This is a genomic window from Testudinibacter sp. P17/SS/0325, assembly GCF_053570765.1.
On record NZ_CM131635.1, the window covers coordinates 1572653 to 1584484 of the forward strand.

The 11832-nt window shown below is 46.6% G+C and carries 10 protein-coding genes and 6 tRNA genes; 12 read left to right on the plus strand and 4 right to left on the minus strand.

Annotated elements, in window-relative coordinates; translation table 11 throughout:
- Positions 1-167 precede the first annotated feature (167 nt).
- Together ACWA50_RS07475 and ACWA50_RS07480 are read left to right on the plus strand one after the other, a co-directional pair.
- Positions 168-770: a peroxiredoxin C gene (locus tag ACWA50_RS07475; protein ID WP_431051244.1), complete on the plus strand. Its 603-nt coding sequence runs from the start codon at positions 168-170 to the stop codon at positions 768-770.
- A 148-nt stretch (positions 771-918) separates the two neighbouring features.
- Positions 919-995 (plus strand) — tRNA-Ile (locus ACWA50_RS07480).
- Positions 996-1003: 8 nt separating this feature from the next.
- On the opposite strand, the gene ACWA50_RS07485 is transcribed toward ACWA50_RS07480, so the two are convergent.
- The gene (locus ACWA50_RS07485) at positions 1004-1423 is read right to left on the minus strand and encodes a hypothetical protein (protein ID WP_431051246.1); all 420 of its coding nucleotides are present in this window, start codon (positions 1421-1423) and stop codon (positions 1004-1006) included.
- Between the two features lie 130 nt (positions 1424-1553).
- Entirely contained in the window at positions 1554-3020 is a 1467-nt protein-coding gene (gene nagE / locus ACWA50_RS07490; protein WP_431051248.1) for an N-acetylglucosamine-specific PTS transporter subunit IIBC, read from the minus strand.
- A 215-nt stretch (positions 3021-3235) separates the two neighbouring features.
- Between nagE and nagB the strand changes: the two genes are divergently transcribed.
- From nagB to nadE, 10 genes are all read left to right on the plus strand, one after another.
- Positions 3236-4039: a glucosamine-6-phosphate deaminase gene (nagB, locus tag ACWA50_RS07495; RefSeq protein ID WP_431051250.1), complete on the plus strand. Its 804-nt coding sequence runs from the start codon at positions 3236-3238 to the stop codon at positions 4037-4039.
- A gap of 11 nt (positions 4040-4050) precedes the next feature.
- Positions 4051-5202 (plus strand): N-acetylglucosamine-6-phosphate deacetylase, encoded by a 1152-nt coding sequence (gene nagA, locus ACWA50_RS07500; RefSeq protein ID WP_431051254.1) that lies wholly within the window; start codon positions 4051-4053, stop codon positions 5200-5202.
- 147 nt (positions 5203-5349) lie between these two features.
- A complete protein-coding gene (locus tag ACWA50_RS07505) occupies positions 5350-6573 on the plus strand; it encodes an ROK family protein (protein ID WP_431051256.1) in 1224 nt (407 codons plus the stop codon).
- Positions 6574-6770: 197 nt separating this feature from the next.
- Positions 6771-6847: transfer RNA gene (locus ACWA50_RS07510), tRNA-Met, on the plus strand.
- Between the two features lie 9 nt (positions 6848-6856).
- Positions 6857-6941: transfer RNA gene (locus ACWA50_RS07515), tRNA-Leu, on the plus strand.
- A 26-nt stretch (positions 6942-6967) separates the two neighbouring features.
- Positions 6968-7042: transfer RNA gene (locus ACWA50_RS07520), tRNA-Gln, on the plus strand.
- A 38-nt stretch (positions 7043-7080) separates the two neighbouring features.
- Positions 7081-7155, plus strand: a tRNA-Gln gene (locus tag ACWA50_RS07525).
- Positions 7156-7178: 23 nt separating this feature from the next.
- Positions 7179-7265 (plus strand) — tRNA-Leu (locus ACWA50_RS07530).
- A 219-nt stretch (positions 7266-7484) separates the two neighbouring features.
- Positions 7485-8597, plus strand: coding sequence for a nicotinate phosphoribosyltransferase (locus tag ACWA50_RS07535; protein ID WP_431051258.1), 1113 nt, complete (start codon positions 7485-7487; stop codon positions 8595-8597).
- 1 nt (position 8598) lies between these two features.
- Complete coding sequence (nadE, locus tag ACWA50_RS07540) at positions 8599-9339, plus strand: NAD(+) synthase (protein WP_431051260.1); 741 nt, start codon at positions 8599-8601, stop codon at positions 9337-9339.
- Positions 9340-9415: 76 nt separating this feature from the next.
- Here nadE and putP read toward each other — a convergent pair whose 3' ends face one another.
- Complete coding sequence (gene putP / locus ACWA50_RS07545; RefSeq protein ID WP_431051262.1) at positions 9416-10918, minus strand: sodium/proline symporter PutP; 1503 nt, start codon at positions 10916-10918, stop codon at positions 9416-9418.
- Positions 10919-10980: 62 nt separating this feature from the next.
- A complete protein-coding gene (locus ACWA50_RS07550) occupies positions 10981-11673 on the minus strand; it encodes a YggS family pyridoxal phosphate-dependent enzyme (protein WP_431051264.1) in 693 nt (230 codons plus the stop codon).
- Positions 11674-11832: the final 159 nt, after the last annotated feature.

Here is an 11832-nt window from a genome sequence, read left to right on the forward strand (position 1 = left end):
ACAAATAGATTTAACCTATTTCTTAAATAGTGTGATATGAATCACGACTTTTGAATATTTATTGAGTATACTAACGGCACTAAAACGACAGTTGTTGGGATTTTAAACAAGATTGACTCAGATGGTTGTTTTAGCACCTTCACCCATTTTTTATTAGGAGATATATTATGGTATTAGTAACTCGTCAAGCCCCTGATTTCTCAGCTTCTGCGGTATTAGGCAACGGTGAAATCGTTGATAACTTCAACTTCAAACGTCATGTCGCCGGCAAAACCTCCGTTGTGTTTTTCTGGCCTTTAGACTTCACTTTTGTCTGCCCGTCCGAACTGATTGCATTCGATCACCGTTATAAAGAATTCCAAGAACGTGGTGTGGAAGTGGTTGGCGTGTCTATCGACTCTCAATTCACTCACAATGCATGGCGTAAAACCCCTGTGGATAACGGCGGTATCGGCGAAGTGCAATATGCAATGGTTGCAGACGTGAAACACGACATCGCCAAAGCCTACGGTATCGAACACCCGGAAGCCGGCGTTGCGTTGCGTGCTTCTTTCTTAATCGACAAACACGGTGTGGTACGCCACCAAATCGTAAATGATTTGCCGTTGGGTCGTAACATCGACGAAATGCTGCGTTTAGTTGATGCGTTGCAATTCCACGAAGAACACGGCGAAGTTTGCCCGGCACAATGGGAAAAAGGCAAAGAAGGCATGAAAGACAGCCCTGAAGGCGTTGCCAGCTACCTGAAGAAAAATGCAGATTCTCTGTAATTTTCATTAAATGATAAAAAACCATGCCGAGAAGCATGGTTTTTTATTGCGTAAAATCAAGCTTGTTTTTTCGCCAACCATTCCGTCGCTTATAGACTTGGTCGCTTGATTCCTCTATAATCTCGATTCTTTGTCAAAACCGCACTTTGCCCCCATAGCTCAGTCGGTTAGAGCAGTCGACTCATAATCGATTGGTCACAGGTTCAAGTCCTGTTGGGGGCACCACCGATTTTTTATAAACCAAACGAAAATCCTTTACTCTTCCATTTTGTTTCCGATTTTTCCACTGTCCGAGTCTGTTTTTCGTTCGGGGTGTCTTTTAACACCTCGGTTGTTTTGTGGCTAGTGGTATGCCGTTGTGTGCTGCCTTCGCTATAAATTTTGCGTACTTGTTCTGGCAATTCTTTTTGCCAAATATTCGGCGCGTTTGCCGGGGTCGCTGCGGATGGCGTTTTCGGCTTATAGTCGCTGCCGTTCAGCAGGATATCGTTAGGCGGTGCCGCGCCATTGATCGTCTTCCCGCTCATCACTTGCTTATGGTATTCTTCAACGGTTTTCATGTCTTTTGTCGGCATATTAGCTGTCGGGTGCCATGTCGGTTGCACGCAAGCGCTCAGTGCCAGCGGTAATAAAATGATTAAATAGTTTTTCATGTTTTCCCTCTAATAGAAAGAAACCGCACTTTGTTTGATCTGCACCTTAGTCAGTTGGTTTTGCAGTCCAACTTTTGGGGTGCAGATCAGAATCAAAGTGCGGTTTTGCAGATTAAATTCGGGCGCTAATCTACAGGGTTTTCATTTCGTCCGCAATGATTTCCGCTTCAGGTCCTAAAATAACTTGTAAAGCATTGTCACCTAATTTTACGTTACCTTTTGAGCCTAACGCTTTTAGTTGATTTTCATTGATTTTTTTACGGTCAACCAACACTAGACGCAGGCGGGTGATACAAGCATCAATGCTGGCGATATTTTCTTTTCCGCCTAGCGCCGCCATAAATTGGCTTGCTCTTTCGCGGTTATTGCCTGCTTTCACCGTTGCTGCCGACGCTACGCTTTTTTCTTCCAAGCTGTCTTCACGTCCAGGCGTTTTTAATCTGAACATTTTGATACTTGCGGTAAAAATAACGTAGTAGATAACCGAGAACACCAGACCTTGGATAATCAGCATATACCAGTTTTGTGCCAATGGATTTTGTGAAGACAATACCAGATCGACTAAACCGGCACTGAAGCCGAAACCGGCAATCCATTGCATTGAAGCGGCGAAGAAGACGGAAATACCGGTCAATAATGCATGGATTACATACAAAATCGGCGCAACAAACATAAAGGAGAATTCCAGCGGCTCGGTGATTCCGGTGAAGAATGAAGCGAGTGCCGCCGCAATCATCAAGGAAGCAACTTTGGTTTTGTTTTCCGGTTTTGCCATGTGGTACATCGCTAAGGCGGCGCCCGGTAAACCAAACATCATAATCGGGAAGAAACCTGCTTGGTACATTCCGGTGATCCCCAATACGGCACGCCCTTCAGCTAGGGATTGCGCACCACCAAGGAAGTTAGGAATATCGTTAATTCCGGCTACGTCAAACCAGAAGACGGAGTTCAAAGCATGGTGTAAGCCGATAGGAATTAATAAACGGTTGAAGAAACCATAGATACCGGCGCCGACCGCACCCATATCTTTGATTGATTCGCCGAAGCTGACTAAGCCGCCGAAAATGATCGGCCAGACATACAATAAGATGAAAGAGAGGACGATGGCTGCAACGGAAACTAAAATGGGTACTAAACGTTTACCACTGAAGAATGCCAAGGCGTTGGGTAATTCGACTTTGTAATAACGGTTATACAGCGCCGCGGAAATTGCGCCGACTAAAATCCCGACAAATTGGTTATTGATTTTGCCGAATGCTGCCGGCACTTGCTCGATGGCAATGCCTTCCAACTGTGCCACTGTACCCGGGGAAAGCAATGTTGTGACAACCAGAAAACCGACTAAGCCGGATAATGCAGCCGAACCGTGTTTATCTTCCGACATTCCGAAGGCGACACCGACGGCGAATAACAGTGACATATTGTCGATAATGGCGGCACCGGATTTGATGAGCAGGGCAGCTAACTGGCTATCCGCTCCCCAACCGTTAGGATCTAACCAGTAGCCGATCCCCATCAATATAGCTGCTGCCGGTAGCGCAGCAACAGGTACCATTAAAGCTCTACCGATTCGTTGCAAATAACCTAGGACAGACATAAGTTACCTCTCTAATTTAAGTAATGAGTATTTATTTTTTGATAAAAAATATCTTGCGGTCAAGACGGTATTATACTGGCTTAAATTTGATATTTTTGCAAGATTTTTTCCTTTTTAAGCGTTTTGAAACTCATCTTGATTTTTTATAAAAAAAATGATTAAATCAATTCAGTTTTATCTACCGAGTGTGAACAACGTTATAAAGGAGAACTAACATGAGATTAATTCCATTAAAAAGCGCCGAACAAGTAAGCCGTTGGGCGGCTAATTATATTGTCAATAAAATTAATGCATTTCAGCCGAGCGCTGAAAAACCGTTTGTTTTAGGGCTGCCGACCGGTAGCACTCCGTTACAAACGTATAAAGAACTGATTAAACTCTACCAACAAGGCAAAGTCAGCTTTAAACATGTGGTGACATTCAATATGGACGAGTATGTGGGGTTGCCGCAAGATCACGAACAAAGCTATCACACTTTTATGTGGGAAAATTTCTTTAACCACGTTGATGTGCAGGCGCAAAATGTGAATATTTTGAATGGCAATACCGCAGATCACGATCAAGAATGCCGTCAATACGAAGAAAAAATCCGTTTTTACGGCAAAATCCACCTGTTTATGGGAGGGGTCGGCAGTGACGGACATATTGCGTTTAATGAACCGGGCTCTTCTCTCAGCTCAAGAACACGGATTAAAACATTGACCGAAGATACTTTGATCGCCAATTCGCGTTTCTTTGATAACGATCTCACCAAAGTACCGAAATATGCCTTGACTATCGGGGTTGCCACCTTATTGGATGCGGAGGAAGTATTGATTTTGGCAACGGGACATAATAAAGCCTTGGCGTTACAAGCGGGTGTTGAAGGCTGTGTCAACCACTTATGGACAATCAGTGCGCTGCAAATGCACACCAAAGCCGTTTTGGTGTGTGACGAACCGGCAACGCAAGAATTGAAAGTCAAAACCGTGAAATATTTCACCAATCTGGAAGCGGCTGAAATTGCCAGTGTGGCGTAGGAGGTAAGGTTATGCGTTATGCGTTAACCAACGGCGTGGTTTATACCGCCGATAAGGTGTTGTATCAGCACGCGGTCATCGTTAATGAAGGCATTATTGAAGCACTATTGCCGGAACAAGATCTTACGGCTGATATTGAACGTGTTGATTTGGCTGGGAAAAATTTAACTGCGGGGTTTATCGATCTTCAATTGAACGGCGCGGGCGGGGTGATGTTTAACCTTGATACCACGCTTGAAACCCTGCATACCATGCAACAAACCAACATGCGCTACGGCTGTACCAGCTATTTGCCGACCTTTATCACAGCGCCGGACGAAGGCATGAAAAGTGCGGTAGCGGTTATGCGGGAATATTTGCAAGATCCGAATAACGCCAATCAAGCGTTGGGGCTGCATTTGGAAGGACCATATCTCAGCCTTGAGAAAAAAGGCGTACACCGTCCGCAATATATCCGCCAAATTTCGCCGGAAATGGTCGAGTTTTTATGCGCTAACGGCGATGTGATCACCAAATTGACAATCGCAGCGGAAAATGAAGCCGGCAATTATGTGAAGCGGTTTACCGAGAGCGGTATTTTAGTGTCGATCGGGCATTCCAATGCCAGCTATGATGTTGCCAAACAACGGATTAGCGACGGAATCGGTTTTGCCACCCATTTGCATAATGCGATGTCGCCGATCAGTTCCGGGCGTGACATGGGTGTGGTCGGCGCAGTGTTGGATTCGGATATTTATAGCGGCATTATTGTGGACGGTTTGCACGTCACTTGGTCGAATATCCGTTTTGCCAAGAAATTGAAAGGCGAAAAACTGGTGGTGGTGACCGACGCAACCGCCGCTGCCGGAGCCGATATCGACTGGTTTGATTTTGTCGGCACCAAAGTGATTGTGAAAGACGGCAAATGTTACGACGAAAAAACCGGCAGTCTCGGCGGTTCGGCGATTACGATGATTGAATCGGTGCAAAACTTGGTGGAACAAGTCGGTATCGAGTTGCCGGACGCATTGAGAATGTGTTCACTCTATCCCGCCCGCGCGATTGGGGTTGACCGCACTTTGGGTTCAATTGAAGCCGGAAAAGTGGCGAACCTGACCGTATTCGATCACCGCTTTAAGGTGAGTGCGACAGCGGTTAACGGTGTATTGCACCACTATGCGTAGTCAGTGGCTTAGGCATTAAGCTTTTCGCTTCGAATCAAATCAAGTGCGGTGCATGGTGTACCGCACTTTTTTTGGCGTTGCCAGAAAAGTGTAAATATTTTACAGTGTGTGTTTATAAATCATAAAAAAGAGAAGCCAAGGATAAGAATGAACAACCAGATACAAATCGTTAATGTCGATTTCGTCAAACAAGCCAATGGTGCGTTGGTATACCGTTTGATTGACCAATTCGGACCGATTTCCCGGATTCAAGTGTCGGAAATGAGCGGTTTGGCGGCGGCGAGCGTAACCAAAATCACCCGTAATCTATTGCGTTTCGGGCTGATTAAAGAAGTCGAGCAGCAAGAGTCCACCGGCGGGCGGCGGGCGATTTCGATTGTCGCGGAACGGAAAAATTTTGTCACGATTTTAATCCGTTTGGGGCGAACCAGCGTCACCGTTGCCGCGATGAATCTGGCGACCGAGGTGTTGTTCAAACAAAAATATCAACTCAAAACCAAACAATCGGTCACACAGCTAGAACAAAGGTTGCTGGAGTTGATTCAACGGGCAGTGATGGAATTGACCAAATCATCTCATCAAGTTATCGCTTGCGGTATTACCGTTCCCGGTTTTGTCGATCAAAAAACAAACACCATTGATTTTATGCCGCAATTTAATCTGAAAAAACCGTGGAAATTAGCGGAAAAGATTCGACAAATCATTCATCTGCCGGTATTTATCGGGCATGATGTGCGGGCTTTGGCGTTGGCGGAATCTTATTTTGGCAAAACCAAAACCTGTAGCGATTCCATTTTATTGCGGATTCACCGCGGTGTTGCCGCCGGAATCATCTTAAATAAAGCGTTATTTAGCGGCAGTAAAAATAATGTGGGCGAAATTGGACACACGCAAGTCGATCCGCTGGGGAAACCTTGTAAGTGCGGTAATTTCGGCTGCTTGGAAACGTTAGTCAGTCAGCAGGCGATTGAGGAGCGGGTCAAACAGTTGTTACGGCAAGGGCATAAAAGCCGCTTGCTCAGTGTGGAACAATGTGACTTGGAGACAATTTGCGAGGCGGTGAATCAAGGTGATCCATTATTAGTCGAATTGTTTCAGCAACTCGGAAGGCATATCGGGCAGGTTTTGGCGATGTGTGTCAATGTGCTTAATCCGGAAAAAATTATTTTATCCGGCAAAATCGCACAAGCGCAGAAAGTCTTGTTTCCGGCTATTGAAAAGACACTACAGTCAATGGCGTTGTCCGATTTTGTGAAAAGTACCGCACTTGAGGCTTCGGAACTGCCCGATGACGATATTATCGGCGCATTTGCCTTGATTAAACGAGCGCTGTGGAACGGCGAATTATTGGTGCAATTATTGGAAGAATAATCGCGGACGCAAATGCCGGACGGCATCGGTTGAATATTTTTGGTTGTAAATTGTGCGGCAAGCGATTAAACTGGTCAATCTGTGTCCGAATAGATAAAAAAAGCGTTTTTTTCATAAAAAACGGTTGACGAGTAGGGCTGATATTAGCATAATGCACCTCGCAAAACCGATGAGGTGAACGCAGAAAATAAATGAATGGCTATGTAGCTCAGTTGGTTAGAGCACAACACTCATAATGTTGGGGTCACAGGTTCGAATCCCGTCATAGCCACCATATTTTCGCGCGGGAATGGCGAAATTGGTAGACGCACCAGATTTAGGTTCTGGCGCCGCGAGGTGTGTGGGTTCAAGTCCCTCTTCCCGCACCATTCATCAGCTTTGCAATGTCATAGATTGGGGTATCGCCAAGCGGTAAGGCACTGGGTTTTGATCTCAGCATTCCTAGGTTCGAATCCTAGTACCCCAGCCATCGACTTATCTATTCTGATTTAATTGAATTTCTTATTTTGGGGTATCGCCAAGCGGTAAGGCACTGGGTTTTGATCTCAGCATTCCTAGGTTCGAATCCTAGTACCCCAGCCATCAAATAGGGTATTCAAACAGTTGCGGAAGTGGCGAAATTGGTAGACGCGCTAGGTTCAGGTCTTAGAGCCTTAACGGGTGTGGGGGTTCAAGTCCCCCCTTCCGCACCATCATCTTATATATAGTATTCTTTCTGATTTAAATCCTCCTATTAAAAAGTATTTTAGCACTTTCAATGTATTTATTTTTCGTTTCACGGGCTTAATTTGCGCGCTGATCTCACATTTTCTTAAAATAACGCTTGCCTAATACATAAAAAAAGTTCAAATTATCTATAATCCATTTTTTGTAGCATATACTTTTTATTTTGTGAAAGGTGAACCAAGACGATGTGTGAAAAAGAATTTGAATTAAAACAAGCAGGCAAGCTGGCAAGGCTGACAAACCGCACTTTTAAGTTTGATCAACGGATCAAAGAAGGTTGGTTTTCGGCGGTTTATTTTTTGAAAACCACTAAAATTGTAGCAAATCGTATTCCTAAACAGACGGTTACCATGCAATTTTTCCAAAAAAACGAAGCGGTAGTGTGTGGTATGGACGAAGCGATCGCATTGTTGCATACCTTTGCCGCCAATCCGCAAAATCTGAAGATTTGGGCGTTAAATGACGGTGATAAAATTTCGCCGTTTGAGACCGTGCTAATGATCGAAGGTTATTACGAAGATTTCGGTTATTTGGAAGGGATTATCGATGGCATTTTGGCGAGGCGCACCTCGGTGGCAACCCATGTGTATAATGTGGTGCAGGCGGCAGGCGAGAAACAGGTGATTTTTATGGGCGACCGCGATGATCACTATTCGCAACAGGCGGGTGACGGCTATGCGGCATATATCGGCGGCATGAGTGCGCAGGCGACCTATGCGATGAACGAATGGTGGGGCACGGAAGGTGTGGGCACCATGCCGCACGCCTTAATCCAATTGTTCAACGGTGATTTGATCCAAGCCTGTGAAGCCTATTTAGCCACTTTCCCGCATGATAATTTGGTCGCATTGGTGGATTATAATAATGATGTGATTGAGGATTCGCTCAAGGTCGCACGCCATTTCGGCAATAAATTATACGGTGTGCGGGTGGACACCTCCGCTAATATGGTTGATCAATATTTTCTGAAAAATCAGCATGAATTCGGACGTTATGATTTGCGTGGCACCAATCCGCGTTTAATTAAACTGCTGCGCCGCCATTTAGATGCGGAAGGCTTTGAGCACGTTAAAATCATTGTTAGTGGTGGTTTTGATTCGGCAAAAATCAAGTTGTTTGAGCAATTGGATACGCCGGTGGATTCCTACGGTGTGGGTTCTAACTTATTGAAAGTGAATATTGGCTTTACCGGCGATTGCGTGAGGTTAAACGGTGTGGAGCAAGCGAAACAAGGTCGCCGTTACAGCTTTAATCCGCGTTTGCAGGCGGTAGCGTATGTCGCAACACGGGAGAGCTAAGATGGATTTGCAACAATATGTTGATTATCTGGTGGAATGGCTGGAACAGCAACGCCAATTTTACGGCGCAAAAGGTTATGTGATCGGCATTAGCGGCGGCATTGATTCTGCGGTGGTGGTCAATCTGCTGATGAAAACCGGCGCACCGGTGCAGGGCTTGATTTTGCCGTCGGAAACCACCTCGCCACAAGATATTCAAGATGCCTACGCGGTGGCAGAAAGTGCCGGTTGCGCAGTGTTGGAAATACCGATTATCGACACCTACCGCACTTTTATGCACAGTGCGCAGCCTCTGTTTCGCGAACAAGCCGAACGGCAACACGTGATCGCCGGCAATGTGCAGGCACGTTTGCGCATGACGATGTTATACGCAGCGGCGCAAAATCAGCAGGCGATTGTGGTCGGTACGGATAATGCGGCGGAATGGCACACCGGTTATTTCACCAAATACGGCGACGGCGGCGTTGATGTTGTGCCGTTGGTGCAGTTGCGCAAAGAACAAGTCTTTGCCTTAGGACGGTTGTTGAATGTACCGCAAGCGGTGTTGGATAAAGCGCCAAGTGCGGGGTTGTGGCAAGGGCAGACCGACGAAGATGAAATGGGCGTGAGTTATGCGGAAATTGATGCTTTCCTGCGCGGCGAAACCGTGTCGGAACAGGCGCAACGCCAAATTGATTTTTGGCATAACCGCTCGCACCATAAGCGAATGTTAGCACCCGTACCGCCGAAAAGGGTGGCATAACGTAATAAAAAATGTAAATTTCCTCCCTCCCTTGCGGCAGGATATGCCCGAAGGGCGGCGGGAGGGGCACTTGGAATTATAAGCCCGCTTTATATTGCGCCGTTGCTTGTTCGAAACCTTTCACGACCTCGGTTTCCGGTTTCCCGCTAAGCAGCGAGACCACGACAATCGCAACTGACGACAATAAGAAACCCGGGATCATTTCGTAAATGCCGCTGTTTGGTAACAGTTGCTTCCAAAAAGTCACCACTAATGCGCCGGTCAGCATACCTGCCATTGCACCGTTGGAATTGGTGCGTTTCCAGAATAACGAAAACAGTACTAAGGGTCCAAACGAGCTGCCGAAACCTGCCCAAGCGTGTTCGACCAGTTTCAAAACCTGGCTTTCCGGATTTTGTGCGATCGCAATTGCGATCACGGCGATCAGCAACACCATTACGCGCCCGAGCCAAACCAGTTCTTTATCACTGGCATTCGGTTTGATAAAACCACGGTAAAAATCTTCGGTGATTGCGCTGGAGGAGATCAATAATTGGCAACTTAAGGTACTCATCACCGCGGCTAAAATCGCCGATAACAAAACGCCGGCGATCCACGGGTTAAACAGGTGGCGTGCCAGTTCGATAAAAATCTGTTCGCGGTTGCTATTGACCGCACTTGCCAGTTGCGGATTAGCGTAGAAATAGGCGATACCGAAAAAGCCGACCGCCACTGCGCCGAGTAAGCAGAAAATCATCCATGACATGCCGATACGGCGCGCACTGGTGAGTGAGCGTACATTTTCCGCCGCCATAAAACGCGCCAAAATATGCGGTTGCCCGAAATAGCCCAAGCCCCATGCGGATAGACTCAATAAGCCAATCAATGATGTGCCCGTCCACATATCGGTGAAGTTTTTGCCCAAATCCTTGCCGGCGGCTTCTAACACGACAGGCAGATCATCAATGCCGCCAATGGCAAACAGCGCCATCACAGGGGTGATAATCAAGGCGAGAACCATTAAGCCCGCTTGCACGGTGTCGGTCCAACTGACTGCGAGAAAGCCACCGATAAAGGTATAAATAATGGTGGCAAGTGCGCCATACCAAAGTGCGGTTTGGTAGGGCGTGCCGAATAGATTTTCAAACAGACGCGCCCCGGCAACCACCCCCGCCGAGCAGTAAATGGTGAAGAAAAACAGAATCACACTGGCAGCGACAATTTTCAGCATGTTGTGTTTTGCGCCGAAACGGGCTTGGAAATATTCCGGTAAGGTCAGGGCGTTGGCGTGGGTTTCGGTGAATACGCGCAGCCGCCCGGCGACCAAATACCAGTTCAGCCATGCGCCAACCGTCAAGCCGATTGCAATCCAGCCTTCGACCAACCCCGCGGCGTAGATCGCACCGGGCAAGCCCATCAACAACCAGCCGGACATATCCGACGCGCCGGCAGACATCCCGGTCACAAAACCGCCCAAGCTGCGCCCGCCGAGAATATAATCGGATAAATTATTGGTGTAACGGTATGCCAACACGCCAATCAGCAGCATACCAAAAATATAAATGGTAAATGTAATAATTGTTGGATCGTAGCCAAACATAAACAGACCCTATCAATAAATGGAAAAAAGAGGCGGAGTATAGTACGAATCGGCGCGGCGTTTTAATTTCTTGCGCCGAAAATTGCCGTGCCGATCCGCACTTGGGTTGAGCCGCATTGGATTGCCATCGCCATATCGCCGCTCATACCGAGTGATAAGGTGTCGATTTGCTGCTGCGGCAGGGCAAGTCGGAGCTGATTAAACAACTGCTGCATTCGGCTGAACGCCTGTTGCTGCACCGTCGGATCATCGCTGTCTTGCGGAATTGCCATTAAGCCGCGCAAGCGCAAATTTGGCAGCGCGGCGATTTGTGTGGCAAGCGGCAGTAACTCGCTCGGCGCAATGCCTGATTTTGAGCTTTCATCGCTGATATTAATTTGAATCAACACATTCAACGGCACAAGTGCGGTCGGGCGTTGTTGGCTGAGGCGTTCGGCGATTTTCACACGATCTACGGTTTCAATCCAAGCAAAATGTTCCGCCACTAAACGGCTTTTATTCGATTGCAACGGACCGATAAAATGCCATTCCAACTGAACGCCTTGTGCTTGAAAATGCTGTATTTTTTCAACGCCCTCTTGCACATAATTTTCCCCGAACGCACGTTGTCCGGCTTGAATCGCCTCTTCAATTGCGGCAATGGATTTGGTTTTACTGACCGCCAATAAGTTTACACTGCCTAAAGTGCGGTTTGCTTGTTGGCAACAATCAGCGATTTGCTGACGAATAGCGGAAAGGTTTTGTTGAATTGACATGGATTGTAGTGCTTAGGTTAAAAATCATCAAGTGCGGTTATTTTAGCGTGGAATCGGGAGGCTGTCTAAAAAAGCGTTGATGATTTATTTGTATCTATTTCAAACTTTTCATTGACAACCCAAACGAAATTCTGTATTTCTATCACATCAATTTTTTTG

Excerpts from the sequence above, each read along its gene's own strand:
- ACWA50_RS07475 (WP_431051244.1), top strand. The coding sequence starts at position 168 with ATGGTATTAGTAACTCGTCAAGCCCCTGATTTCTCAGCTTCTGCGGTA.
- ACWA50_RS07485 (WP_431051246.1), bottom strand. The coding sequence starts at position 1,423 with ATGAAAAACTATTTAATCATTTTATTACCGCTGGCACTGAGCGCTTGC.
- nagE (WP_431051248.1), bottom strand. The coding sequence starts at position 3,020 with ATGTCTGTCCTAGGTTATTTGCAACGAATCGGTAGAGCTTTAATGGTA.
- nagB (WP_431051250.1), top strand. The coding sequence starts at position 3,236 with ATGAGATTAATTCCATTAAAAAGCGCCGAACAAGTAAGCCGTTGGGCG.
- nagA (WP_431051254.1), top strand. The coding sequence starts at position 4,051 with ATGCGTTATGCGTTAACCAACGGCGTGGTTTATACCGCCGATAAGGTG.
- ACWA50_RS07505 (WP_431051256.1), top strand. The coding sequence starts at position 5,350 with ATGAACAACCAGATACAAATCGTTAATGTCGATTTCGTCAAACAAGCC.
- ACWA50_RS07535 (WP_431051258.1), top strand. The coding sequence starts at position 7,485 with ATGTGTGAAAAAGAATTTGAATTAAAACAAGCAGGCAAGCTGGCAAGG.
- nadE (WP_431051260.1), top strand. The coding sequence starts at position 8,599 with ATGGATTTGCAACAATATGTTGATTATCTGGTGGAATGGCTGGAACAG.
- putP (WP_431051262.1), bottom strand. The coding sequence starts at position 10,918 with ATGTTTGGCTACGATCCAACAATTATTACATTTACCATTTATATTTTT.
- ACWA50_RS07550 (WP_431051264.1), bottom strand. The coding sequence starts at position 11,673 with ATGTCAATTCAACAAAACCTTTCCGCTATTCGTCAGCAAATCGCTGAT.